Annotated in this window: 24 protein-coding genes; 5 read left to right on the top strand and 19 right to left on the bottom strand. The window is 48.5% G+C overall.

The annotated features are described in order from the left end of the window. Positions 1-8 precede the first annotated feature (8 nt). On the top strand, positions 9-1685 hold the full coding sequence (gene ilvD, locus C7K08_RS03965; RefSeq protein WP_106499356.1) for a dihydroxy-acid dehydratase: 1677 nt from the start codon (positions 9-11) through the stop codon (positions 1683-1685). Here ilvD and C7K08_RS03970 read toward each other — a convergent pair. From C7K08_RS03970 to glpX, 7 genes are all read right to left on the bottom strand, one after another. Further along, on the bottom strand, positions 1676-2074 hold the full coding sequence (locus C7K08_RS03970; protein WP_106499357.1) for a hypothetical protein: 399 nt from the start codon (positions 2072-2074) through the stop codon (positions 1676-1678). The genes ilvD and C7K08_RS03970 overlap by 10 nt on opposite strands. Further along, the gene (locus C7K08_RS03975) at positions 2074-2556 is read right to left on the bottom strand and encodes a CIA30 family protein (RefSeq protein ID WP_241537024.1); all 483 of its coding nucleotides are present in this window, start codon (positions 2554-2556) and stop codon (positions 2074-2076) included. Before C7K08_RS03975 ends, C7K08_RS03970 begins: the two co-directional genes overlap by 1 nt. Positions 2557-2623: 67 nt before the next feature. Further along, a complete protein-coding gene (gene pgl, locus C7K08_RS03980) occupies positions 2624-3337 on the bottom strand; it encodes a 6-phosphogluconolactonase (protein ID WP_106499376.1) in 714 nt (237 codons plus the stop codon). After that, entirely contained in the window at positions 3337-4752 is a 1416-nt protein-coding gene (gndA, locus tag C7K08_RS03985) for an NADP-dependent phosphogluconate dehydrogenase (protein ID WP_106499358.1), read from the bottom strand. The genes pgl and gndA overlap by 1 nt, the downstream gene beginning before the upstream one ends. 102 nt (positions 4753-4854) lie before the next feature. Further along, positions 4855-6150, bottom strand: a complete 1296-nt coding sequence (locus C7K08_RS03990; RefSeq protein ID WP_106499359.1) for a glucose-1-phosphate adenylyltransferase — start codon at positions 6148-6150, stop codon at positions 4855-4857. A 120-nt stretch (positions 6151-6270) separates the two neighbouring features. Continuing rightward, positions 6271-7596, bottom strand: coding sequence for a glutamyl-tRNA reductase (locus C7K08_RS03995; protein WP_106499378.1), 1326 nt, complete (start codon positions 7594-7596; stop codon positions 6271-6273). A 73-nt stretch (positions 7597-7669) separates the two neighbouring features. After that, a complete protein-coding gene (gene glpX / locus C7K08_RS04000) occupies positions 7670-8674 on the bottom strand; it encodes a class II fructose-bisphosphatase (protein WP_106499360.1) in 1005 nt (334 codons plus the stop codon). A 116-nt stretch (positions 8675-8790) separates the two neighbouring features. Between glpX and rpe the strand changes: the two genes are divergently transcribed. Next, a complete protein-coding gene (rpe, locus tag C7K08_RS04005; RefSeq protein ID WP_106499361.1) occupies positions 8791-9465 on the top strand; it encodes a ribulose-phosphate 3-epimerase in 675 nt (224 codons plus the stop codon). Between the two features lie 252 nt (positions 9466-9717). Next, on the top strand, positions 9718-10290 hold the full coding sequence (locus C7K08_RS04010) for a class I SAM-dependent methyltransferase (protein WP_133165152.1): 573 nt from the start codon (positions 9718-9720) through the stop codon (positions 10288-10290). Here C7K08_RS04010 and ccsB read toward each other — a convergent pair. The 7 genes from ccsB to C7K08_RS04045 are packed head-to-tail and all read right to left on the bottom strand — an operon-like array spanning position 10287 to position 16589. Further along, entirely contained in the window at positions 10287-11213 is a 927-nt protein-coding gene (ccsB, locus tag C7K08_RS04015; protein ID WP_241537020.1) for a c-type cytochrome biogenesis protein CcsB, read from the bottom strand. The genes C7K08_RS04010 and ccsB overlap by 4 nt on opposite strands. Positions 11214-11263: 50 nt before the next feature. Next, positions 11264-12430 (bottom strand): LptF/LptG family permease, encoded by a 1167-nt coding sequence (locus C7K08_RS04020; protein WP_106499363.1) that lies wholly within the window; start codon positions 12428-12430, stop codon positions 11264-11266. After that, complete coding sequence (gene lptB, locus C7K08_RS04025; protein ID WP_106499364.1) at positions 12427-13155, bottom strand: LPS export ABC transporter ATP-binding protein; 729 nt, start codon at positions 13153-13155, stop codon at positions 12427-12429. The genes C7K08_RS04020 and lptB overlap by 4 nt, the downstream gene beginning before the upstream one ends. After that, the gene (locus tag C7K08_RS04030; protein ID WP_193464807.1) at positions 13152-13586 is read right to left on the bottom strand and encodes a hypothetical protein; all 435 of its coding nucleotides are present in this window, start codon (positions 13584-13586) and stop codon (positions 13152-13154) included. The genes lptB and C7K08_RS04030 overlap by 4 nt, the downstream gene beginning before the upstream one ends. Before the next feature lie 4 nt (positions 13587-13590). Further along, positions 13591-13986, bottom strand: a complete 396-nt coding sequence (locus tag C7K08_RS16800; protein WP_106499365.1) for a DUF309 domain-containing protein — start codon at positions 13984-13986, stop codon at positions 13591-13593. A gap of 5 nt (positions 13987-13991) precedes the next feature. Next, positions 13992-15800: a translational GTPase TypA gene (gene typA, locus C7K08_RS04040; RefSeq protein WP_106499366.1), complete on the bottom strand. Its 1809-nt coding sequence runs from the start codon at positions 15798-15800 to the stop codon at positions 13992-13994. A 60-nt stretch (positions 15801-15860) separates the two neighbouring features. After that, the gene (locus C7K08_RS04045; RefSeq protein ID WP_106499367.1) at positions 15861-16589 is read right to left on the bottom strand and encodes a M15 family metallopeptidase; all 729 of its coding nucleotides are present in this window, start codon (positions 16587-16589) and stop codon (positions 15861-15863) included. 118 nt (positions 16590-16707) lie between these two features. Between C7K08_RS04045 and chlP the strand changes: the two genes are divergently transcribed. Then, entirely contained in the window at positions 16708-18018 is a 1311-nt protein-coding gene (gene chlP / locus C7K08_RS04050; RefSeq protein ID WP_106499368.1) for a geranylgeranyl reductase, read from the top strand. On the opposite strand, the gene glyS is transcribed toward chlP, so the two are convergent. Further along, complete coding sequence (glyS, locus tag C7K08_RS04055) at positions 18015-20180, bottom strand: glycine--tRNA ligase subunit beta (protein ID WP_106499369.1); 2166 nt, start codon at positions 20178-20180, stop codon at positions 18015-18017. The genes chlP and glyS overlap by 4 nt on opposite strands. Before the next feature lie 93 nt (positions 20181-20273). Between glyS and C7K08_RS04060 the strand changes: the two genes are divergently transcribed. Beyond that, complete coding sequence (locus tag C7K08_RS04060) at positions 20274-22028, top strand: NADPH-dependent assimilatory sulfite reductase hemoprotein subunit (protein ID WP_241537022.1); 1755 nt, start codon at positions 20274-20276, stop codon at positions 22026-22028. Here the strand turns inward: C7K08_RS04060 and C7K08_RS04065 are convergent. From C7K08_RS04065 to tsf, 4 genes are all read right to left on the bottom strand, one after another. Then, positions 22004-22642 carry a M15 family metallopeptidase gene (locus C7K08_RS04065; RefSeq protein ID WP_106499370.1) on the bottom strand — a complete coding sequence of 213 codons (639 nt, stop codon included), beginning with the start codon at positions 22640-22642 and terminating at the stop codon, positions 22004-22006. The genes C7K08_RS04060 and C7K08_RS04065 overlap by 25 nt on opposite strands. Positions 22643-22655: 13 nt before the next feature. Then, entirely contained in the window at positions 22656-25115 is a 2460-nt protein-coding gene (gene recG / locus C7K08_RS04070; RefSeq protein WP_241537025.1) for an ATP-dependent DNA helicase RecG, read from the bottom strand. Between the two features lie 38 nt (positions 25116-25153). Further along, positions 25154-25747 (bottom strand): hypothetical protein, encoded by a 594-nt coding sequence (locus C7K08_RS15170; protein ID WP_133165153.1) that lies wholly within the window; start codon positions 25745-25747, stop codon positions 25154-25156. 386 nt (positions 25748-26133) lie between these two features. After that, on the bottom strand, positions 26134-26787 hold the full coding sequence (tsf, locus tag C7K08_RS04080; RefSeq protein ID WP_106499373.1) for a translation elongation factor Ts: 654 nt from the start codon (positions 26785-26787) through the stop codon (positions 26134-26136). Between the last annotated feature and the right edge of the window lie 17 nt (positions 26788-26804).

The following is a 26804-nucleotide window of genomic DNA, read 5'->3' on the forward strand; positions in this document are numbered from 1 at the left end:
CCGCTGCCATGGAAAAACTCCGCTCCGCTGCTGTCACCCAAGGCATACAACGAAGCCCAAACCGGGCAATGCTTAGGGCGGTTGGATTTGGGGATGCAGATTTCAATAAGCCAATTGTTGGTATTGCAAATGGCTACAGCACGATTACGCCGTGCAATATCGGCTTGAATGATCTAGCTAAACGTGCGGAGCAGTCTGCCTTCTTGGCTGGGGCTATGCCKCAGATGTTTGGCACCATCACMGTGAGTGATGGTATTTCGATGGGAACCGAGGGAATGAAATATTCCCTGGTTTCAAGGGAGGTKATAGCTGATGCAATTGAAACAGCATGCAATGGCCAATCRATGGATGGTGTTATTGCCGTTGGTGGTTGCGATAAAAACATGCCTGGCGCCATGATTGCCATGGCAAGAATGAATATACCTGCAATATTTATCTATGGCGGAACTATTAAACCAGGCAAACTTGGAGGCTGCGATCTAACAGTAGTAAGTGCTTTTGAGGCTGTTGGTCAATTCACAGCAGCTAAAATTGATGAGGCTCAGCTGCTTGCTGTTGAAAAAAATGCCTGTCCTGGAGCAGGTAGTTGCGGCGGAATGTTCACTGCGAACACRATGAGTTCTGCCATAGAAGCGATGGGCTTGAGCTTGCCTGGAAGTTCCACCATGGCGGCTGAGGACCAGGAAAAGGCWGATAGTGCCGCCCGTTCAGCCGAGGTATTAGTTGCAGCTATTGAGCAGAATATACGTCCTAGAGATCTACTTACCCGCGAGGCATTTGAAAATGCCATCAGCGTGATTATGGCCATTGGTGGATCAACAAATGCGGTTTTACATTTATTGGCTATTGCGCGCACTGCCGGAGTTCCCCTTTGCATTGATGACTTTGAAAGCATCCGTCAAAGGGTCCCTGTTATTTGTGATCTAAAGCCGAGYGGCCGTTTTGTTACCACCGACCTTCATGCGGCTGGAGGCATACCCCAAGTGATGAAGTTGTTATTGGATGCGGGGTTATTACACGGTGAATGCCGCACCATTGAAGGTAAAACATTGAATGATGTTCTGGCTGATATCCCAGCGCTACCAGCAACAAATCAAGATGTAATTAGACCTTTATCAAATCCACTATATGCAAAGGGCCACTTAGCAGTTTTAAAAGGAAACYTAGCTAGYGAAGGCAGTGTTGCAAAAATTTCAGGCGTAAAGAATCCCTGCCTCACCGGACCTGCCCGTGTTTTTGAATGTGAGGAGGATTGCCTGGCGGCAATTCTTTCTGGCTCAATACTTSCCGGTGATGTTCTGATCATTCGTTATGAGGGACCCGTAGGCGGACCTGGCATGCGTGAGATGCTTTCGCCTACCTCCGCAATTATTGGCCAGGGCTTGGGTGATCAGGTTGCGCTGATTACCGATGGCCGTTTCTCAGGTGGAACCTATGGAATGGTGGTTGGCCATGTGGCACCGGAAGCAGCCGTGGGTGGCACGATTGCTTTGGTACAAGAAGGYGACAGCATCACWGTTGATGCCCACAAATTATTGGTTCAGTTGAACGTAAACGATGCAGAATTAGATCAACGCAGGGCAGCTTGGCGCGCCCCAAAGCCCCCCTATAGCACTGGTGTTTTAGGAAAGTACGCCCGGCAGGTAAGTTGCAGCAGCAAGGGTGCTGTTACTGATCAACCCTGAATTAGGAGGCTGCGCAAGCGTCTAGCCATGGTTTCCAAATCCATGCCTGCCGCCGGTCTCTCCTGGCGAAGGCCCGTATTTGGATCCATCCATACTGGATGGCGACCGAGCCAYAGGAGGGGTTGATTTTGTTGCTGCAGCCAGCCAATTTGCAGTGATGGGTCTTGSGCTGAACCGTATATTTCAAGTTCGAGATCATCTYGTTCTCGCCTTAAACCAGCGCAATCCCGCGCTTCAAGGCGCACAACCCAACTATCAACAGCAGCTTCAAGCAAAATTGCTGCATGCCTTAATTCAGGTTTTGAGYGGTCGGCACACTTACATATGCTCTGCAGCAGTTCCGCCTGCTCCAGCAATTGCCCCTCAGCCGGTAGCCAAGTTKTTGCCATTAAGGAACAGCTTCTAGCTTCTGAACTAAAAGCCTCAATGGCCCTGGTCGAAAGCCAATATTTTCTGAACCATCTTCTGCAAAACGCGAGTGCAGTATTTGCATTTGAACAACGCGGCTGGGATCAAATCGAAGCGGTATTGAAACGGGATTTGCCCGCAGCGTTGGTAGCAAATCGGCAAAAGGTATTCGAACAGTTGTAGTGCCAGTTGGTTGGGTATCAAAGTCGCGAACCCAGCGCAATCCTCCAGGTACAAGATCTGCCAATTTTCCGGCCARATCAGAACTGGCAACGGCRAATTTRTATCGGCGCCCATCCCCCTGAAGCACAAGCTCAATCGCCCCTGCTGCCGATAAATCGAGSGGCGGGYTCCAGCGGGGGGAGCGGCAACTAACAAAGCCACCGCCTTCAGCTACCACYTCGGCTTGCATAAGCAAACCATCATTGCCAACGCTGCAAGCACCACTGCTGCGGCCGCCCATAACTGTGTCGTTGAGGCTTGCCCAACCASTAAATCCATCGCCTGCGGCTATYAGCAATATCACCAGTTCAACCAAGCCCTGCACATGCTTCGGTATCCGCAAATACGAGCATATCTGMATTSGTTTGCACCAACTTGGCTGGGGTTCGGCCAGGGTTTTCAGCTGGATCAARTAAGCGTTTGAGCGCTTCTTGTTTGCTGGTACCTGCCACSAGGAACAACACTGMACGGGCGGCGCAAAGCACCGGCACCGTGAAGGTAATCCTTGGAATTCCTTTGCCTTCTCCAACGGTTACCCAGCGATCACGAACCTGAGTGGCGGCCGTGCCAGGGAATAGAGATGCCGTGTGGCCATCATCGCCAAGGCCCAAAAGCACCAGATCAAGAACCGGTGGACTGCTTTGGCAGATCTGCTCAAGGCTGCGTTCATAGGCCTCAACTCCTTTTTCAAGGGTTGGGGAATCCGTTGGTACTGGATGGAAACAAGCAAAGGCGCTTTTGGCATTGCCCAGCAAGCTTGCACGCACCATGCGGGCATTGCTGAGGGGGTCRTTGGCCGGAACCCAACGTTCATCGCCAAGGAAGAAGTCGATYCTCTGCCAAGGAAGGTTGTATTCGGCCAAATTCCGATAGGCCGCTTCTGGAGTGGTGCCACCAGACAAGGCAATCTGTGCCCGATCGCGAWGCGCAAGAGCGCCCTCAATCGTTTGGGCAATTTGCTCCGCGGCCCGCGCTGCTAATTCGGSGCGATCTGCAACCTCAATTAGTTGATAACTTGCCACTAAAGCCACTCAGTGTGGAAGRCCCCTTCTTTGTCAACCCTTTGATAGGTATGGGAGCCAAAGCAATCACGCATTGCTTGCACCAGGTTCTGGGGCAGGCGGGGGCTGCGATAACTATTGATGTAGTCGAGGGTGCTACTAAAGCAAGGCACTGGGATTCCCGCCTCTGCTGCCCCTGCAACCACCTGGGCAAGGCCAGGTAAACGGCGGTTTACCTGCTCTGCAAACCAAGGATCAACAAGCAAATTGCAAAGTTGCGGATCTTTGTTAAAKGCGTCTTGGATGCGCTTAAGCAAACGGGCTCTGATGATGCACCCCCCCTTCCAAATCTGTGCAATTGAAGGCATATGCAAKTTGTAGTTGTGCTCCTCTGAAGCGATACGCATAAGTTCCATGCCCTGGGCATAGCTGGCCATGGAAGCCARCACAACAGCATCCATAAGAGGTGCCATGCCATCTTCAGGGGTACCCATGGGGAAAGCTTTGATCGCTGGCCCCTTGAGGYTGGCTTCAGCTGCAACCCGCTGGGGTTTAAGTGAACTCATTACGCGCGCATTTAAGGATGCGTAAATCGTTGGAACGGGAGCCCCCATCTGAAGGGCACTAACAACGGTCCATAGACCAGTGCCCTTTTGGCCGGCTTGGTCCATGATTTTTTCCACAAGGTCGCTGCCGTCCTCAGGATCCTTTGTGCGTAAACAAACCTCGGTAATTTCAACCAAATARGAGGAAAGTTCTTCACTGCTATTCCATTTGCCGAGCACATCCGCCATTTCTGTGCCACCCATGCCGGCAACACGCTTCATTAAGTCGTAGGCCTCAGCAAGTATTTGCTCAATGCCGTATTCGATGCCGTTATGCACTGTTTTAACGAAGTGGCCCGAACCGCCAGGGCCGATGTAAGTAACGCAGGGGCCGTCTTCTACTTGGGCAGCCATCTTGGTTACGAGGCTTTCGATGGCGTCGTAGGAGGCCTTTGTGCCACCGGGCATCATGCTCGGACCTTCCAATGCACCCTTGGCGCCTCCGGAAACACCCATGCCGATGTAGCCGAAACTTTTGCTTTCCAGCTCTGCTACTCGCCTTTCAGTGTCGGTGTAAAGGGAGTTACCACCATCGATAAGCAGGTCGCCCTCCTCGAGGTAGGGMGAAATGCTGGCGATGGTGTCGTCGATAGGTTGACCCGCCTTGATCATCATCAAGATGCGGCGGGGGCGCTCCAGCTTGTCTACAAACTCCTGAAGGGAGTAGGCACCACTTATTTGCTTACCAGCGCCTCGGCCGGCAAGGAACTCATCGGTTTTTTGAGCCGTTCGGTTGTAAACAACACTTGAGAAGCCGTTGCGTTCAGCGTTCAGAACGAGGTTCTCGCCCATAACGCCAAGGCCGATAAGTCCAAAATGCCCTTTGCCCATGGTTAAACCAGAAAACCAGTCGATTGCAGTGTGGCAACAACTGGCTTAAGGGCCTGCTAAGAACCTGGATCTGTTCGGATCCCAAAGCTTTAGCTCCTTGAATCAGATCGTCATACCGTCGGCTATGGAGGCATTTTTCACCACAACAACAATGCCGTTGCGGATGTAGAAGCCGTGTTCAGGGCGATCGGCTTCCTCCACGTGATCTTTGTTGACGATGGTTACGTTGGCGCCGATGCGCACATTTTTATCGAGGATTGCCCGTCGCACCGTGGTGCCCCTGCCAACACCCATGGGGATGCCKCCACGTTCAAGCAGTAGTTCCCTCTCTTCTCCCGATTCAAAATAATCAGAACCCATAACGAGGGTGTCTTGCAGCACCACTTCATTTTCAATTCGGGATCTAACACCAAGAACACAGCGGTGAATGCTGCAGGCTTTAAGTAATGAACCCTCACCAATGATTGATTCAGTTACCTGGGCATCCTGCAATTTTGATGGTGGTAGGTAGCGGTGCCTTGTATAGATAGGAAATTGCTTGTCATAAAATGAGAAAGGTGGATGGGGTTGGGCTGTTAGGGCCAGGTTTGCTTCATAAAATGCCCGGATAGTTCCGATATCCTCCCAATAATCATCAAAGAAGTAGGAGCGTAATTTCTTGCCGTCTTGTAGTGCTGTGGGGATAATCTCCTTACCAAAATCGGTGGCCTCAGGATTTTCAGCTAAGAGCTTAAAAAGCACATCTCGCTTGAAAACATAGATACCCATTGATGCCAGGTATGGCCTTTTGGCGGCATCCTCTGCACTGAGGCCCATGCCACCTGTGTCCACCCTCATCTCAGTGAGAGCTTCGCCCTTCGGCTTTTCTCTAAATTTAGTAATCCAGCCATCGGCATCAGCATGCATTAGGCCAAAACCCTCTGCCTGCTCGCTATCAACTGGTAGGGCAGCAACAGTGAGATCGGCGCCGCTGCGACGGTGCTCYTCAACAAATAACTGATAATCCATTCTATAAAGTTGATCACCTGAAAGGATCACAACTTCATCAACATCCCATTCCTGAAATAACCATTCGTATTTGCGCACTGCATCCGCCGTACCTTCAAACCAACTTGGGCTATCTGGTGTTTGTTGAGCTGCTAGAACCTCAACAAAACCTTGGCCAAAGCCAGTGGATAAATTGTATGTTTGAGATATGTGCCTGTTCAATGAAGCGCTATTGAACTGGGTTAACACATAAATCTGTGTAATCCCACTATTAATGCAATTACTAACTGGGATATCGATTAATCGATATTTGCCAGCCAGGGGTACTGCGGGTTTGGCCCGCATTTTGGTGAGGGGGAAAAGCCTGGTGCCGGCTCCGCCTCCAAGAATGATCGCGAGAACTCTTTTCATCTAACCCCTGCAGCGGCGCCACTCTGGTGGAAGCACCCCCATTCCGGCAAGGAATTCGCGAGAAGCAAGTTTAATTTGTGATCTGTTTTCGATCCGTAAATGCCCGATTCAAAAAAKCGGCTASTTGCCGCTTGATTCCCCGTCACCAGGGGCCGCAAAGGGGCCGAATAGCTTCTCTAGGGCTTCCATGGCCTGAAGCCTTGCTGCCCGGGGCTGCGGGGCTCGAAGGGCCGTTGTGGGGCCGTGCAGCACYTTGTTGATGATTCCTTTGGTTAGGGCCTCGATCACCTTGCGCTCCCGATCGGATAGATCGGCTCCCATCCGACTTAAGGCCTTGAGAAGTTCCTGCTGGCGCAGGTCCTCCAGGTGCCTACGCAAGCGATTGATGGTGGGAACAGCCTCCAGGCCATCCCACCACTCAAGAAAAGCCCGCTGATCTTCCTCAAGCAGCACCTCTGCCTGAAGGGCGAGCTCACGGCGTGCTGCTTGATTGCGATCTACCACCTCTTGGAGATCGTCTACGTCGAAACACTGCACATTGCGGCTCAGGCTTGCATCCGAGCTGATATTTCGGGGAACGCCTATGTCGATCAACATCAAACGCTGAGTGCGCATCAGCCCATTTAGCCGCTGACAGTTGATCAGCGGTTCATCGGCGCCTGTGCTCGTRAACAGCAGGGAGCTGCTAATCAATTTGTTGTTGAGTTGATCTAGCCCCACGCAGTTGATCGGCAGCTCGGGGAAATCAGCCGCAAGCAGCTCCGCCTTTGCAACGGTTCGATTTACCAAAACCAGCTCCCTAGCCCCCTTGGCTTGGAGATGCTGAATCAACAGGCGGGCCATGCGACCTGCACCCACCACAGCGATCTGCTCGCTGTTCAGAGATACCAATTCATCTAAACCCTGCTCTTGCCCAACCTTCAATTGAGCCAACTCAACCGCTGCTGAACTGATCGAAACAGCACCTGAACCGAGGTTGGTTTCAGTGCGAACCCTTTTCCCAGTACTTACGGCCTGGTTTAAAAGGCGATTTAAAATCGGTCCTATCGATTGGTGATCCTGACCCAATCGATACATTTTTTTTACTTGGCTGAGTATTTGTCCCTCTCCTAAAACCAAGCTATCGAGACCAGAACTAACCCTCAGCAGATGCTGGATTGCCTCCTCGTGGTGAAGGGCAAATAGGTGCGGTTTGAGCTCTAAACCAGGTAAGCCACTGTGGCTGGCAAGAAAATCTTGGATTGCCTCAACCCCCTGTTGGGGTTGCTTCAAAAGGCTGTAGATCTCTAAACGGTTGCAGGTACTGAGGATTGAWGCTTCAAGTACYTGATCACTGGAACGAAGTTCCTTAAGGGAAACCTCCAAAGAATGCTCTGGAATGCTCAGCCTTTCGCGGATCTCAACAGGAGCCGTGCGGTGGCTAAGCCCTACGACGGCTAGATGCATGGCCAAACGGGGGGAACTCAAGAATGGAGAGGCGTAAGCCAGCTCCATTCTTGAAGGTTTTTTAAGTGGTTATTTAATGCAGAGCGATGCTGGTAGCTCCWTCCTTGATATGCACAGTGTTAGTGAAACGGGCTGTGTTGTCTAAGGTACTGATAATCAAGCTGCTGGTGCGGGTGCAATCCTTCTCGAATTTAACCCCATGGAAGAGCAAACCATCGGTGATGCCGCTACCTGCAAATACAACATTCTCCCCTGAAGCTAATTCATCCGCTTCATAAACCTTATCCACATCGGTTATCCCCATTTCATTTAAGCGAGCAATATTGCCTTCCCTTGTGTAGTCGGCCCACTCGCTAGTTTGAGCCACGGCGGGGTCGTAAACCAGCTGGCCTTGGAAATGAGCTCCAAGGGCCCTTAGGGCAGCAGCTGAAATCACACCTTCGGGGGCTGCACCAATGCCCATAAGGCAATGGGTGCCTGTGCCAGCAAATCCACAGGCAATTGCCGCTTGCACGTCGCCATCGGAGATTGGTTGCACCCTTGCTCCGGTAGTTCTGATTTCAGCGATTAGATCCTTGTGGCGGGCACGATCCATCACAACAATTACCAGTTCGCTGGCAGCAAGGCCCAGGCACTGGCTAAGAATTGCAATGTTTTCTGTGGCCGACTTGCGGATATCAACTTTTCCTTTTGCAGCGGGGGGAGCCGCCAGTTTCTTCATATAAAAATCTGGGGCATTAAACAAACCGCCACGGTCTGAGGCGGCAAGAACCGCCATGGATCCCCTCTGGCTGTTTGCGCAAAGGTTTGTGCCCTCGCAWGGGTCTACGGCGAAGTCGACGCCTGGACCCGTGCCAGTGCCCACCTCCTCACCGATGTAGAGCATGGGGGCCTCGTCCCGCTCACCTTCACCAATAACGATTCGGCCTTGCATGTTGATTAAACCCATGCGCTTGCGCATGGCCTCAACAGCAGCGGCATCCGCCTCATTYTTCAGGCCCATACCTGTGAGTTCGGCGGAGGCGATGGCGGCCTGCTCGACTACCTCGAGAATTTCCTGGATAAGGGTGCGGTCCAAGGGGGCTGGGGCAAAGAACGGTTTGCTGGCTCCTTTGAGGGAAGCAAAGCGCCGTTGACTGTATCAGCGTTGGTCGCCGCGGTGCTCCGTACAATTTGGCAACCACCGGCCCTCCCATGACCGAAAAATCCCTTGTGATTGCCCCATCGATCCTTTCCGCAGACTTTTCAAGGCTTGGCGATGATGTGAGGGCAGTGGATCAAGCCGGTGCCGATTGGATCCACGTTGATGTGATGGACGGCCGTTTTGTGCCAAACATCACCATCGGTCCCCTGGTGGTTGAGGCCCTGCGCCCCGTAACCAGCAAGCCACTGGATGTGCATTTGATGATTGTTGAACCAGAAAAATTCGTAGCCGATTTTGCAAAGGCAGGCGCTGACCACATTTATGTACAAGTTGAAGCCTGTCCCCATCTCCACCGCAACCTTGGCCAAATTCGCGATTTAGGTTGTAAAGCAGGCGCAGTACTTAATCCCAGCACTCCTTTAAGCAGYCTTGAATATTGCCTGGAACTCTGTGATTTAGTGCTTTTAATGAGTGTTAACCCTGGTTTTGGTGGCCAAAGTTTTATCCCATCTGCCGTGGATAAAGTGCGAAGCCTGAGGCGCATGTGCGATGAGAGGGGCCTCGATCCTTGGATTGAAGTAGATGGTGGCATCAAGGCAAACAATGCCTGGCAAGTAATCGAAGCAGGTGCCAATGCCCTGGTGGCAGGCTCAGCCGTTTTCAATACAGATAATTACGCAGAGGCAATCAGCAACATTAGGAATAGTCGTCGCCCAGGCGCTTAAACCACGCTACGCGCTATAATATAATGATCTTAAAAGGCAGTTTGGCAAAGAATGTTTTTCAAAAAATTCATAGATTTATTAACCTCTTTAACCTCTAATTTATTTGGCGAAAAATTCCCGCCARATAAATTTAAATWCTCAGAGGAAAAGCGCAAACTTGATTTAATAGGKAATAATAGCGACATATTTAATTATTATTATAATAATAATTTCTGGGGGGACAGTGAAAGCGTATCGGGACCGGGTTCAACCTTGGCCTACACGGAAAACCTKAGGGCCGAGCTTCCAAAATTAGTAGAGGAGCTTGAAGTTACTAGCATCCTAGATTCCCCCTGCGGCGATTACAACTGGTTTAGGATGATTGAATGGAACGGTGAAATAACCTATGTTGGTGGTGACATAGTTGAATCACTAGTTAGCCGCAATCAGCTSCTTTATGGATCAGAAAAAAGGAACTTTGTTTGTTTGGATATAATTAATGAYAAATTACCCGATGCTGACATTTGGCTCTGCAGGGATTGCTTGTTCCATCTTTCCAATACAGATRTTGCGATCGTTCTAAAGAATTTTTTACGAAGTAATATTAAATATTTACTAACTTCAACCTACCCGAGATCCAAGAAGAGCATTGATATTCCAAGCGGCTCATTCCGATTGCTTAATCTTGAGATCAGTCCCTTTAATTTAGGCAAACCTCTTAAGGTGATTGATGATTTTATTGATGGCTTCCCCGAACGCCAGCTTGGCCTATGGGAACGCCACAAAATTATCGAAGCACTGGCCAAAAACAAAGACTTTCAAGCCCTGCTAACTAGAGCAAACTAACTATCAAAAAACCAACCATAACTATGTAARCCGATGCCAAGTAAATTAACACCTATATAACAAACTGTGATTACWACAAGACCTCCCATAGCTAGCCAGGCGGGTTTGCGGCCCTGCCAACCGCGGGTTAAACGGGTATGCAGATAAGCCGCATATACAAGCCAACAAATCAAAGCCCAGGTTTCCTTTGGATCCCAACTCCACCAACTTCCCCATGCTTCATTYGCCCATACAGCACCACTGATGATTCCCACWGTTAAAAGCAGAAAACCAACTGTAATTGTTCGRTAACTAAGGTTATCAAGTCTTTCACCCAGGCCAAAGTAGCTGCCTTGYAATGAAATGGATTCACCTTGATTAAGGTGTGCTTTTTGATAGCCCCCACTGCCAATTGAGCTACTTCGTAGTTCTAGCACTTTACTGGGTTCAGTTATCAGCACGGCAACTGATAAAAGCGAGCCAACTAATAATGCTGCATAACTCATCATTATTACGCTCACATGCATAACCAACCAACTGGAACGTAGGGCCGGCACCAGTGGAGCAGCATTTTTAAGGGTTTCTGGTAAGGCAAAACTTGCAAAAGCAACACAAACCAATGCCATTGGCGTGGTGGCAGCGGGTACGAGCCCTGAAGGCCAACTGCGCTCAACCAATAACTGCGTAAGGGTGCAACCCCAAGCGAGGAAACAAAGGGATTCATACAGGTTGCTGATGGGGAAATGGCCTGAATCGAGCCATCGCCACAAAAGCTGGGTAGTTAAGAGAAGATTTGCAGCCACCACYAAGCCCCGTACCAGTTTTGCCGTAGGGGCCTGAGGGCTACCGCTGAGGCCCCAGAAGGCAAGGGGCAGAGCTAGTAACAGGGAACCAAAGGCCAGAAGCCCYAGCAAAAGCACAGGATCAAGCAAGGGATTATTCAAGAACACACCTCAGGTTTAATACAGCACGGATGGAAAGGGTGGGTGGATTCCTAGCGACTTGCCTGCCTAAGCAGGTATCCACCACCAATAAGCCCGATAAACACAGGCGACCAAGCAGACAGAACTGGTGAAAGGGTACCTTTTACTCCCAAGGAACTAAAAACAAARGCCAGAAGATAGTAAAGGAATATCAATAGAACACTTATGCCAAAACCCTGGCTGCGGCTTGTGCGGCCATTGGGCCTGGCACCCAAACTGGCACCTATCAAGCCAAACACTAAACARATGGCAGGRAAAGAAAATTTTTCTTGAATGCGAACCTTTAACTTGCGAACCTCCTTACGGTCTSCGGCCTGCTCCAAGATGCGCAATCCCTCTCGWGCTTGAGCAACGGTCATATTATTTGCATCCCTTGGCAGTTCAGCTAGATCTAATGGGCCCTCACCAAGGGGGTAAAAATAACTATCAAATTCAGCTGTGGTATTCATTCCACCATTCTCTGAAATATTTATAACGCTGCCCTGAAGAAATTCCCAATTGCCCGATTTTTCGTCATACCTAGCCTGCTTTGCCTTAAGCATCTGCCTACTATTTGGCCTGGAAAAATCTAGTAAWGTAACGTCAAGCATAGCGCCATTGAAATAWCTCCTAGCGTAAAACAAGTGCACTAAACGTTCTTTCTCCTCAGCTGGTCCGCCAATAACTTTTCCATAGCGAGGGTAAATAATATTTTCACCCTTTTCAGAATCAATGCTTCTGCCAAGGGCCTTWTGGAGGGTTACATAACCTGCCCTGTTGGCTGGGGGGACAATAAAATCATTAAACATAAAGGTAAGGCCACTCATTAAAGCAGCCAATAATATTGCTGGAACAACAAATCTCACTGTTGAAACACCGATGCTGCGCAGAGCTGTGAGCTCACTGCCACCAGACAAACGGCTGTAGGCAAGCAGTGTGGCCATTAAGGTGGCCATGGGAAAGGAGAGAACTAGAAAACCAGGCAGTTTTAAAAATAGAACTTGAGTTGCTATCGCAACTGACAACCCCGATTCAGCAACCTTACGAACAAGTTCAAAAACCACTCCAACCGATAGGGTAACSGCTGTRAATGCTGCAATACCAAACAGTAGGGGACCCAGCAATTCAGATAACAACCAACGATCCATCAACGGAACCTGGCGCCAGTAGCGATTAACAAAKGTAAAAAAGCTATTCATAATCTAAAGTCCTCACCAAGATAATGCTTCTGAACCAAGGGGTTATTTGCCACCTCATGGGCAGTACCTGATGCAAGAATTGTGCCATCGGCAAGGATATAAGCACGATCTGTAATTGATAATGTTTCGCGTACATTATGATCAGTGATCAACATSGCAACCCCCCGTTCACSTAGGGAGAGAATCAGTTGCTGAAGATCATGAACTGCCAATGGATCTACGCCAGCAAACGGTTCATCAAGCAATAAAAACCTTGGTCCGTTAGTTCCAACGGCTAAAGCCCTAGCCACYTCAGTGCGCCTGCGTTCACCTCCGGATAATTGAAATCCCTTTCGCGTGCAAAACCGCTCCAGTTGAAAATCAGAGATCAAGGTTTGAAGTCTTTGGCGATGGGCCTCAACTGGAACGCCACTCTGCTGCATGGCAAGCAAGAGGTTATCTCGAACGCTTAAATTRCGAAATACACTTGCTTCCTGGGCTAGGTATCCAATACCTTTGCGGGCTCTCTGCGGCATAGATAGATGTTTTATTGATACCTGATCCAGCAATACATCACCTTGATYGGGTTGCAGCATGCCGGTWACAAGATTAAAAGTTGTTGTTTTACCGGCACCATTTGGGCCAAGCAAACCAACAAYCTCCCCCGGGKCTAGATCAACAGAAACTCCCTTAACAACAGGTCGTCCAGAGAAGCTAAGCGCTACATTTTGGAGTGATAAACTCATGGTGCAGGAGCATTTGCTTGTTTGCGATYGATTCGTATCCAACTCTTCACTTGTTCCCCAGCAGCTGGATCAGCAATSAGGCGGTCAGATGTTACTAAATAAACAACACGTTGAGCCCTGAGGCGATTGCCACCTTCTTGAACAACGTCAACATCGCCGCTYAAAACAATTCTCCCCTCTTTTGTGTAGTATTGAGCTTGGCGAGATGTGGCTATAAGTTTTTTTTCTGGATAGGTAACTTTAACATTACCAGTTGCCGTAACCACACCTGTTGTGTTGTCGGCTTGCTGCAAATCCGATTCAACTGTTATCAGTGGAGCGCAATTAACGTCATTTCCAGTTCCAATAAAACCAAAAATTGCAATGGCAAAGAAAATAATTACTTTATAATATTGTGATTTTTTATCAGTTTTCGTGTGGTTTGGGAGCATAGATCTACACCTCAATTRAAATTAGCGGGAASGATATCTCTTGTGGTTTATCAGGTYTCATGCCTRGGGAATRGTTTGAATCCTTCAGGYTTGTTTGCAGCAATTTAAGAATTTCCTGGCAGGGCTCTAAAAACTCGCCTTCCWTAAAACCAATSGGGGATATTTGGGCCMTGCGCATGCGACTGATTCCCTCCGCCAAAAGCAGAAGGGAACCGTTTAAATTGCCCGTTGAGTGGTGATGCATTGCTACAGATATTTGAACAATGCCATGAATCCAGCGTCGCTTTGGCTCATCGCACTCGTGCCASAGGTCCTCAAATAAATCATGGGCTTCGTAAAAGTTCCCAGAATTAAAGCTWTGAATGCCACTATAAAAWCGTGGATCTAAAAATGGATCCACAGGGCCTAGCGCTTTGCTCCTTTTTTAGATGGTAATTTGCGCAAGCGGATTGATTCCGGTGTTACCTCTAGCATTTCGTCTGGTCCGATGTACTCCAAAGCCCGCTCAAGGGTCATCTGGATAGGTGCTTGTAGGGCGTCAAGCTCCTCTGCACCAGCTGATCTGATGTTTGTTAATTGTTTAGCCTTACAAATATTTAGTTCCAGATCCTGGGGGCGACTGTTTTCACCAACAATCATTCCCTTGTAAACCTTAGTGCCGGGAGTGATAAAGAATTGCCCCCTATCTTCGGCACTTTTCAATGCATAGAACGTAGCAGTACCCTCYTCAAATGAAATCAATACTCCGTTRCGGCGAGTATCTAGGTCTCCCTGCATTCTGCGGTATTCAAGGAAGGAATGACTCATWATTCCTTCACCCCTTGTAGCACGAATAAAATCACCGCGGAAACCGATTAAACCCCTTGAAGGAACAACAAATTCCAGTTGAGTGCGGTTGTCTATGCCAGTTTCCATATTTTGCATCTCACCCTTGCGTACACCAAGTTTTTCAATACAGTTGCCAACCGACTCCTCAGGAATATCCAAAACCAATGTTTCAAAAGGTTCGCATGGGCTGCCATCAATCGTTCTAAATATCACCTGCGGCTGGGATACCTGGAATTCGTAGCCTTCCCTTCGCATCGTTTCAATCAAGATGCCTAGGTGTAATTCGCCTCTACCACAAACAGAAAAGCGATCGGGAGAGTCTGTGTCTTCAACCCTTAGGGCCACATTTGTAAGCAGCTCTTTCTGGAGACGATCTCGCAACTGGCGACTGGTAACAAACTTGCCYTCTTTACCAGCAAATGGTGAATCATTTACGCAGAATGTCATTTGCAGGGTGGGTTCATCCACCTTGATCAATGGCAGAGCTTCTGGATTGTCTGGACAGGCAACTGTTTCACCGATRTTTACTTCRTCAAAGCCGGAAATTGCAACCAAATCGCCAGCAAAAGCCTCTTGTATTTCTACTCTTTGCAASCCTTGGAAACCTAGTAATTTGCTAATGCGAGCCTTTTTAGTTGTGCCGTCATCTTTTAATAAAGCTGCTATTTGRCCATTTTTGATGCTGCCATTATGAATTTTACCAATGATTATTCTGCCAAGAAAATCAGAATAATCCAGGGTTGTTACCTGCAACTGAAGCGGYTTTTCCGGATCGCCAACGGGGGGGGGAACATGGCGGAGAATTGCTTCAAATAATGGCACCATATTTTCGCTTTCGGTTTTCATATCAGGCTTGGCAAATCCGCCTAGTCCGCTACCAAATAAATAGGTGAAATCACATTGATCATCATCGGCACCCAGCTCGATAAAGAGATCAAGAACTTTGCTAACAGCGATTTCTGGATCAGCCCTTGGTCTATCAATCTTATTAACAAATACGATGGGCCTCAGACCTTTTTCAAGTGCTTTTTTAAGCACAAAACGTGTTTGCGGCATCGGRCCTTCGTTTGCATCTACGATCAGYAAACAACCATCAACCATTCCAAGAACCCGCTCAACTTCGCCACCGAAGTCGGCGTGGCCAGGGGTATCAACAATATTGATTCTGGTGTTGTCGTAATCAACAGCTGTGTTCTTMGAAAGGATTGTWATTCCTCTCTCCCGCTCAAGGTCGTTTGAATCMAGCACGCAGGTTGGTACAAGTTCACCCTCGCGGAAGGTTCCGGACTGCTTCAGGAGCGCGTCCACAAGTGTGGTTTTGCCGTGGTCAACGTGGGCGATGATCGCAATATTGCGAATCGCGGCGCGCTTGGTGCTGGCGCTCATCTGGTAAAGGGTTCTAACGGATCACCAGCCGCAGCTTGCGACAGGGCTTGGCGGTTGCGACTATACCCCCCGCCGTTCATATTGCTTAGCCGCCTCAAAACGCCTCAAGGCTTCCGCAGAGCCTTCAAAGCGCCAATGCCATGGTTCATAGCTAACCCCTTGGCGATTTCCCCTTGGAAAGGAGAGTTGAAARTGAAATCGATGGGCATTGCTTTGAAGCCAATAAAAAGCAGGGGTAGCTTCGAAATCTTCTTGCAAGTTTGCCTGGGGTGTTTCTGCATCTCCCAGATCTAGGGCAAATCCTGTGCTGTGCTCTGAATATCCGGGTGGAGCACTCACCTTCGCCCTGGCCTCAGCGGTTTGATTCCGCTCCGATTTAAYATCAAAAAACAGTTGTTTTTGCGTATCAGCGGATCTGTAACCACTGATCAAGCGCAGTTCAACGCCATCGGCCGCCGCCGCTGCTCGCATYTGYTCATAGGCATTAGCAGCTTCAACATGAAGGGCTAGCCCTGGGGAAACCTCCACGAGCTCGCTGSTGGAGGCTTGGGGATAGGGGAAATGGCCCAGCAGGCGACCKAATTGATCAGGCCTTACATCGATGCCGGCCACGGGGGGAGGGCCCCAAAACCGTTGMATCAGTTGATCCTGCACAAGAAATAAAACCGCCAAACCCGTTCCAAGGGCAAGGGCCGTACTAAGTACAACGGGTCCAATGGGCAGTTCCCGGCTTTTAGGGCGGCGACCAACTCTGCGCGCTAATGGAACGTCCTCTCGGATGCGTGGCATTCCGCCTTGCTTAGGAAATCCCAAAGATCGTAGTGCTSAACTCAGATTTAGCCAGCGGTGCCAGTTGCTGCAGTGTTAGCTTTTTAAGAACATCAATCCCGCTTGCCGGGTTTAAGGAATGGTGCGAGTTGCAGTTGTAGGTGGCGGCCCCAGTGGCTCCTGTGCAGCAGAGGTGTTAGCTAAGGCAGGGATAAAAACCTGGATCTTTGAGCGCAAGCTKAATAATGCCAAACCATGCGGTGGTGCGATCCCCCTATGCATGGTGGAGGAGTTTGACCTGCCCGAATCGATTATCGACCGGAAGGTGCGCAATATGAAAATGATTTCACCATCTAACCGCGAAGTTGATATTAATCTAGATAATAAAGATGAGTATATTGGCATGTGCCGCAGAGAGGTTATGGATGCCTATCTGCGCGAAAGGGCGGCTGGTTGTGGCGCTCAACTGATCAATGGACTRGTAACTAAAATTGATACAGGTGATAAGCGTCAGGGGCCCTACACACTCCACTATTCCGACTACAGCGAAGGCGAATCCACTGGAACMGCTTGCACAATTGAGGTGGATGTAATCATTGGTGCMGATGGGGCTAACAGCCGGGTTGCCAAAGCAATGGATGCTGGCGATTACAATGTTGCGATTGCTTTCCAAGAGCGCATTAAATTACCCGCGGAGGAAATGAAATATTATGAGAATTTGGCTGAAATGTATGTKGGAACAGATGTTTCACCAGATTTTTATGCWTGGGTATTTCCAAAATACGACCATGTTGCAGTTGGTACAGGAACTATGCAGCAGAATCAAAGCTTGATTAAAAGTTTGCAACGGGGTATCCGTGAAAGAGCAAAGAAAAGACTTTTAAATGGTGAAGTTATCAAAGTTGAAGCCCATCCAATTCCTGAACATCCAAGGCCCCGTAGAGTTGTGGGTCGCATGGCGCTAGTGGGTGATGCGGCTGGTTACGTTACCAAAAGTTCTGGAGAGGGAATTTATTTTGCAGCTAAAAGCGGCAGGATGTGCGCTGAGGAAATTGTTCAAGCATCCCTTGCTGGTAGCCGCATACCCTCTGAAAAAGATTTAAAACAGTACTTAAAGAAATGGGATCGTAAATACGGAGCAACCTACAAAGTTTTAGAATTACTTCAAAATATATTTTATAGAAACGACGCAGCTCGAGAGGCATTTGTTGAAATGTGTGATGACAAAGACGTACAGCGTCTAACTTTTGATAGCTATCTATAYAAAAGGGTGGTTATGATGAATCCCTGGCAACAATTAAAACTAACATTTCTAACCATCGGCGCTGTATTACGGGGTAACGCCCTAGCCCCAAACATTTATCTACCTGTTGACAGCGCCGTMCGAACAGATCTTGAAGCCACRGAAATGCTCCGCACTGGAGCAATTAAAGGTGGCATAAAAAGCTAACCATTTAAACTGCTGAAGTCTGCYAATATATTCGACTGGTTTTTAAGAATGGCCAACATKTTTAACCTGTTTTTGCGCAATTCAAGGTTGTCAACCATAACCATTACACTATTGTCTCCATCAAAAAACTCCGCCAAAATAYTAGAACTTGAAGTTAACATTTCTGCAAGCTCTGGGTAAAATTCAGGTCCCCTTAGGCACAGCCTCTCTAGTTTCTCTAACACAATAAACATCTCTTTCTCACTAGTTGCTTGAAATAAATTGCAATCCACAACAGATTTCGGGCTGATGGCAAGGGGGCCCAGTTCAGCTTTWACRGCYAATTTGGCCGCCCTCTGYACCACCTGTTGCAGCGGAAGCAAGCTTCCATTATTGCGCATTTTTATTAACAACTCAGACCTTATCTTTGCATCAGCAGGATCCCTAAGTAGCTGTTCATTTGAAACATTTACTCCTGCCACAGCCTGGGCAATATCCACGGGGCACCCCTGATCAGCAAGCATACTTAGCAATCGCTGCTTAAAAAACTCAGAGAGATCTTTTGCAAGGCATTCCGATTGAATTTCCAGGGCAGGAAATAATTTTTGCCAATTGATGCTAAATATTTTAAGCATCTCGATTAAATCTAAACACCAACCTTTATTCCATAGTAATAGTAAAATTCCATTGCCGGCCCTGCGTAAGCCATAGGGATCCGATGAACCACTTGGTCTTTCRCCCTTAGCGTAGATACTCAGCAAAAGTTCTAATCTTTCTGCTAAAGCTAATATCGTACCTGCTGTTGTTTTTGGTAGCTCGTCGTCAGCCCCCTTTGGTAAATAATGCTCGTATACCGCAAGGGCAACATTTTTTGATTCACCTTCTTTAAATAAATATTTTGATCCCATCAACCCTTGCAGCTCTGGAAATTCACCTACAATTTGACTCACTAAATCATTTTTACAAAAATGAGCAGCCCTTTGGGCATGCTCTGCATCGGGTTTGGAGATATTCTTGATTAGCTGAGTAAGTTGCCCTACGCACCATTCAAGCCTTTCCGTGCGGTTGAGCAAGCTGCCAAGGCCATCGGCAAAACTAACTCGAGCCARTTGGTTWCGCCGTTCACTACATGTTGTTGAACAATCTGCATTAATAAAAAATTCAGCGTCGGCCAAGCGAGCCTTCAATACCTTTTCATTGCCATGTTGCACTTGGCTTACGGCGGATTGCAAAGCATTGCTRATGCAAAGAAATGTTGGCAATAAATAATTATTTGCGTTTAGATCCAAGGGATCCAGCTCTATATCTTTAAAATATAAGGGAATATATCGCTGGTGGCTCCGCATTACCGTACTCAATAGTTCTGCCGGTAATTTCAAGAAGTGGTTTGGTACTAACCCTTTAATCAATAAGGGTGCCTCCACTAAATCAGTAAGCTCTTCTAACAATTCATTAGGCAAATCTGGCCTTGCCTGCAATGAGCTGGCCGCTTCACTAACAGCGTTTTTTATCAAGGCAGCCCGGTCAGCTCGATTAACAACAATTCCAGCAGCGGCTAACTGCTGCTGGTAATCAGATGCCTTCTCGATTAGCACCTCCTGACTGAACAAACGATGGCCCCGGCTCCTGTTGCCAGCTTTTACAACCGGGTCTGATCCCTCTAGAACCACATCAAGAATCTGGSTATCAAGCATTGCCACCAACCAGCGCACAGGCCTGGAAAAGCGGTTGTCGCCACTGCCCCAACGCATAAATCGTTTTCCTTGCAGCGCTGCAATCCAAAKTGGAATTGCACGAATCAGCACTAATTCACTGGAGCTGCCAGGTTCAACAACTTTTGCAAAAACGAAAGGCCCCTTTGCTGTTTCCCTCAATTCGAGGGCATCGGCGCCTAAACCGCAACGCCTGGCAAAGCCAAGGGCCGCTTCTGTTGGTACGCCGTTGCTAAAGGCTTGATTAGCCGGTGGTCCCTTGCGCTCCTCAATCCGTTCCGGTCCTTGTAGTTCAAGTTCCTCAACCCATACAGCTAAGCGCCTTGGGCTGCTGGTGCAGTGGATTGCGCCATGGCCTAGGCGGTGCTCCTTCAGTTCCGCTTGAACCAGCTGCAGTAACTGGGGAATGGCTAAACGGGCGAAATCAGCGGGCAGTTCCTCTGTGCCGATTTCAAGCAGAAAAGTGGACAACTTCAATCGGCTTCTGGCTCAACTTTATGAATTGATCGAGCCCGATTGATTATGGTCGTTAGTAAGACGTTGATCAGGAGCCTCTGCCAGCCTGTGACCATTGCCTCAAATCATTTGGCTTCTAAGGAACCCAGCAAATTCGAGCAGTTGAAGGCCAGCAGCAATTATCTGCGCGAGCCYCTWGCGAGCGAATTGGAAAATGATTTGCCTTTCTTCACCGAAGGCGCTGTGCAGATCCTTAAATTCCACGGCTCYTACCAACAAGACAACCGAGATAACCGTTTAAAAGGACAGGCAAAGGATTGGGGCATGATGCTGCGGCTGCGCAGCCCAGGGGGCAGGGTGCCTGCCCAGCTATWCCTTGCCTTGGATGAGCTAGCCAATCGGTTTGGCAACGGCAGCATGCGGGTAACTACCCGTCAGGCTTTTCAGCTCCATGGCATTCCTAAGCAGGATCTGCGCACGGTGCTRGCAACCATCGTTARAAACTTGGGTTCAACCCTTGCAGCCTGTGGAGATATCAATCGGAATGTGATGGCGCCGGCAGCTCCCTATGAGGGTTTGGGTTACCCAGTGGCCAGGCGTTTAGCTGATGACATCGCAGATCTGCTGGCGCCAAAAGCAGCTGCAGGTGCTTACTTGGAGCTATGGGTAGACGGCGAAAAACGCTACAAAATTCGGCCTTCAATCGCCTGCAGCAAGGTGCGCAAACGTCAGCAGGATGCCAACCTCAGCAGTGGCGATCCAGCTGAACCGCTTTACGGCTCCACCTACATGCCCCGTAAGTTCAAAGTTGGCGTAACAGTGCCAGGAGACAATTCGATCGATCTGTTAACTCAGGATCTCGGCTTGGTTGCTTTTACCGACATGGCAGGAAAATTGCGGGGCTGCAATGTTTACGTAGGTGGGGGTATGGGCAGAACCCATAACAAGGAGGAAACCTTCGCTCGCACCGCAGATTGTTTGGGATACGTAAAAGGTACAAAAATACTTGATTTAGTTCAAGCCGTTGTTGCTCTACAAAGGGATAATGGCGATCGTGAGCAACGGCGCCATGGCCGCATGAAATATTTGATTCATGATCGCGGCATTGATTGGTTTCGCCAAGAGTTAGATAAATATTTTCCCGCYGGCGTTAGCGCAGCATTAAAAGAACCAAAGCCAGTTCTTGAAGACTACTTAGGCTGGCATCAACAGGGCGATGGGCGCTGGTTTGTTGGCTTGCCACTTCTTTGTGGCCGCCTCGATGGCGAACGCAAGCTCGGCCTGAGGCGCCTCGTTGAACGTTATCAACCTGAAATTAGGCTCACTGCAAATCAGGATTTATTGCTTTGCAACATTGGTCGAAATCAACGCCAGGAAGTTGCTGAAGAATTAGCAGCTATCGGTTGGGCAGATCCAAGCGATACAAGCTTGCTCGCCCGCCACGCCATCGCCTGCCCGGCATTACCCACCTGTGGACTTGCCATAACTGAATCGGAACGGGTTCTACCAGATGTATTGGCGCGGCTAGAAGCCMTACTCAAGGCTGAAGCAATCARCACTCCAATTTTAGTGCGCATGACAGGTTGTCCCAATGGTTGTGCTCGGCCTTATATGGCGGAACTTGCTCTTGTTGGTAGTGCTGTTAATCAATATCAGCTGTGGCTTGGTGGTAACCCTGGCCTCACTAGATTGGCGGAACCAATTCTAGAAAAACTACCCCTAGATCAATTAGAAACAACACTTTTACCGTTGATGCGCCATTGGCGCGATAACGGAATGAAGCATAGTTTTGGAGATTATTGCAACTCATTGGATCCAGATTTACTCCGTAATTTGCTTCATGGGCAAGGGGCTGCGGCATAGAGGGCCCGAGGCTTGCCGCAATGCCAKGCCCACATCTGATCGCCATAGCTGAAATGCCACCATTCGTGGGGATGTTGGCAAAAACCAACCCTTGCCATTGCCCTAGCTAATAGTTGACGATTGCTGTGCCATTGATACTCCTTTGTGCCAGCAGCAGCGGAGCAGAAATGGTTTGGTTCTGCAATGGCACCAGTGGAATCGATTGGWCCGCCCATTTCCAATGGTTYAGCATCGGGCCCTGCTAAACACAGATCAACAGCTGAACCTGTGCTGTGGGGTGGAGGTGTAAGCGGATCAGAGCTTGGTGGTGCCCAAAGGGCATCTACCKCGGCAGGATCTGCACCCGGCTGAGCAAGACTCCACTCCACCATGTATTTCTGCACAGCAATAGGTCGCCAGGCATCAAAAATCAAAAGCCTGCAGGGCAGAAGCGTTTGGGCCTTGAGTAAMCGCAGCAGCACCGCCTGTCTAAGTTGAAAAGGGCTTGTTCCCGCTGGATATGGGGCACCCAAAACGGCATAGGGATGGGGGTTCCAACGAAATAAACTCGATGGCAGTGAAACGAGCGGTTCGCCGCAATCGCGGATCTCAATCGTTTGCCACGGTCGCTGCATTGGCTTAAAAAAATTAATTTAATGCGGCGGCGTTAGCAAATTTGAGCTTTTGCAAAGCTAGGGCCGCTGCCAACTCTTGATGCTGGCTTAGGAGAGGATCATTAGCCAAGATTGCATGCGCCACATCCCGGGCCTCTTCCAGCACACTGCCATCATCGCTAAGGCTTGCTAGAGCAAGATCGGGCAATCCTGATTGTTGSGTGCCCAGCACCTGGCCTGGCCCCCGCAAGCGAAGGTCAACTTCAGCAATTTCAAAACCATCCAAACTRCGGGCCAAAACATCAAGGCGCTGTTTAGCTACGGCTGAATTGCTGTTGTTGATCAAAATGCAATGGGAGGCTGCAGCACCCCTGCCAACTCTGCCCCGCAATTGATGCATTTGAGCCAAGCCAAACCGCTCTGCGTGTTCAATAACCATTACCGTGGCATTTGGTACATCCACACCAACCTCAACAACTGTTGTTGAGATCAACACCTGGCTTAAACCACTGGCAAATTCATCAATTGCCGCCTTTTTATCGGCGCTGCTCATTCTGCCATGCAATAGTCCTAGCTTTAAATCAGGAAATACTTCAATTGCCAATCGCTGATGTTCCTCAACCGCAGATCGCAGATCAATTTTTTCTGATTCATCAACTAATGGAAGCACCACATAGGCTTGATGGCCGGCAGCAATTTGATCCCTGATAATWTGCTCAGCAACCTGGCGTTCCTGATTATTTATTACTTGGGTGTGGATTGGTTTACGACCTGGTGGCAGTCCGTCAATCTGACTCACATCAAGATCTCCATGCACACTCAAAGCAAGGGTTCGGGGGATTGGGGTAGCAGTCATTGTTAGCAAATGAGGTTGCATACCTTTGTTTAAAAGTTTATTGCGTTGGGCYACACCAAAGCGATGCTGTTCATCAACAACCACTAGGCCTAAACTGGCGAAGCCAACGGGGTCTTCAATCAAGGCATGGGTGCCAACTAAGAATTGCAATTGTCCATTAGCAAGATCTTGTAAAAGGGCCCGCCTTCTCGGTGCAGGCGTGGATCCTGTGAGCAACCCAACTGTTACATGTAATTGGGGCATCCAACTGCAGAGTTTTTCATAGTGTTGTTGAGCGAGAACTTCRGTTGGTGCCATCAAGGCCCCCTGATGGCCAGCATCAATGGCACAGAGAATTGCTGCCACTGCCACAACGGTTTTGCCACTGCCCACATCCCCCTGCAATAGGCGGGCCATCGGCTGGCGCTTTGCCATATCAACTCTGATCTCCTGAAGAACCCGTTCTTGGGCATCAGTGAATTGAAAGGGCAAAAGTTTTTGAAAATCTTTCAATCGTTCTGCTTTTGTATCAGCCTCTAATACCGGTGCATTTTTTTGGCGTAGTTGGATACGACGTAGGCCAAGGGCTAATTGCAACAATAAAAATTCATCAAATACTAGGCGACGTCTACTTGCATCCAAAAGTTCGCGAGAATCGGGTTGATGTATTTGCTCAAGTGCCTTGCTTATATYAATTAGTTTTAGAGTTTCACGCCAGTGGCACGGTAGTGGATCCTTGATTTTATTTATTACAGGCAATATTATATTAATAGCACCCCGCATTCGYTCAGCAATCAAACCCTCKCCAAGGGAGTAAACAGGCAGCAATCTACCAATCTGGCGAGATTGAAGCTGTGAATTGGGAGACTCTAAAACCTCAAGCAGGGGATCTTGTAAGCTCAAGCCAAACCTACTTTCCTTRACAAGGCCACTGGCAGCTAATTTTGCCCCCACTGGATACATTCGCATCTGTTGATGCAACCAGGCGGAACTTGTAAAACGGCGTCCGGCCATAAATTTACTTATTTTYAACCTCCCACTTTGATCCTGRAGCTGCAAATCAATAATAGCTAAGTTTGAATTTTTTGGGCTAACAAATGCATGGCAGCGTTTAATTGTTGCCACCACTGTGGCGGTAGCTCCGGCCTGAAGAGARTTTATTGGCATTAATTGGGAATAGTCAACGTAGTCCCTGGGGTAATGATAAAGTAAATCCTTAACAAGAAATAGATTTATTTTGGCAAGCTGGGMAGCTAATTTAGCCCCAATAGAATCAATCTGAGCCAATGGGGTTTCAAGTGTAAGTTTAGTATTTCTAGCTGAACTTACATCTGCCAACCGTTCAATTGGCGCAAGCGCYAATCTWGGGGCACCAGGGGCTTGCTTGGGTWCAAGTGATTTACGTAATTGATATAARTGTCGACGCAAATCAATTACTATTCTCTTTCTTTGCTCAACCTGYAATGTGTCATATTCAGAATATAATTTCGCAAATTTATCTAACTCTTCGAGCTGATGGGTTGATAGGCCATGGGGAGGTTTCCGGCAGGATGWTTCAATAAATTGATTAAATCTTGAATGTTTACCAATTACATTTGAAAAGCTATTGTCCGCTTCGATAGCTAAACTTAGCTGCAAACGAGCTAACCATTGCTCCAATTCTGGAGGAAACGGATCAACCCTCAAGGGATTTGAACCTAGTTTTGACGGTTGTCTTCCATCCACTGCTKTTCAGCCTTGCGTATGGCCAGCTGCTGATGCAAATGCTGGGATCTTCTTGCCATTCTGAGCAAATTGGCTCTGATTTGGTTGATCCGAGCCCGAATTGTTCGCAGGGTTGGATGAAGGTACTCCATATCACTGCTGCGCAGGAGTACGCCATGGAGTGCAATTTCTGAATCTTCGCCAAGGGGATAGGGCAAACGAACTGCCAATAAATTTGCTGGTGCCGATAGGGCATCGGCGCCACCCTCTATAACAGCATCGAGCAGGGCRATTGGTAAAACCTGGTTACCCATGCCATGGCGAAATARTTCAACATTCAAGGCATTACTAAGATTGCGCAACCTGCGGGTTAGTGCGTAGTCCCAAGCCAATAGCCAATGGTGCAGGCCAACTGGATCATTTGGCATTGGGAATGGTTGCTTGATGCCTTTTGCRGCCCTAAGGGAGCTGATTTCAAAAATTTGCCTTAGGGCATCGATTGCTGCTGGGAACCCCCTGGGATCATCAATATTTTTTTGGCTGAAATCATTTGGATTGAATCCCTCCATAAGCGGAGCGAGCTCCATCGACAATGAAATTGAACCAGGTGGATCATTATATTCAGAACTTACTASATCTAATTGTTGGGGTTCAGGATCATGCGCTTGCAATTTRATTGCTAAGTTCAATAGTTTTTCRTTGCTTAAAAATTCGAGGCACTTCCCACTCAGCCATTTGAGTCTTGCGCGTAAAACCRAACGTTCTTGATCACTGAGGTTATTAAAAACCTCTGGATGGTGCTGGGTTACCAATTGAAAAACAGCCTGYAAAGTTGCCGGCTCCAACTGAATCCGTAATATGGAMAGATATTTTTCTAGTAATGGGTAGATCACCAAGGCTGCTTTTTCAGCCTTAGCTTGAATCAAACCGAGTTGTTGGCGGGGTTCAGATGAGCCGCCAGATAAATCAATACTCAAACAGTCATGGCAGCTACTTCAGCTGCAAAATCRCTCTTTTCAACAACAATCCCCTCGCCTAGGGTATAGCGCGTAAAGCGACGGACTTGTATATTTTCRCCAAGGGTTCCAGCAACTTGCTTAACCAACTCAGAAACTGTTAAAGAACTATCTTTTATGTAAGGTTGCTCCAGCAAAGCAAGTTCTTTTAAGCGTTTAGCCACTCTMCCTTCAACAATTTTTGCCTTCATCGCCTCTGGTTTGTTTCCTAAATCATCCCTGCCAGCCTCAATTGCAGATTCCCGCTCWGCCACTTCAGAGGGAATGTTGTCTGTACTAACAAATTCAACATTTGGGCATGCGGCAATTTGCATTGCCACATTGCGTACCAACTCTTGGAAAATTTCGCCCCTGGCCACGAAATCTGTTTCACAATTCACCTCAACCAGTACGCCAACGCGGGCACCGGTGTGGATGTAGCTACCCACWGAACCCTCYGCAGCTGTGCGACCAACCTTCTTTTCTGCTGAGGAAATACCTTTCTGACGTAGCCATTCAGTGGCYTTTTGAAGGTCGCCATCGACCTCCTTTAACGCCTTTTTGCAATCCATCATTCCAGCGCCGGTTTGGTCGCGCAGTTCCTTAACAAGCTTTGCGGAAAGCTCAGCCATGGGCGGCACTGGGGGAC

The sequence above is a fragment of the Synechococcus lacustris str. Tous genome, assembly GCF_003011125.1.
In the GTDB taxonomy this organism is placed as follows: Bacteria; Cyanobacteriota; Cyanobacteriia; order PCC-6307; family Cyanobiaceae; genus Synechococcus_D; species Synechococcus_D lacustris.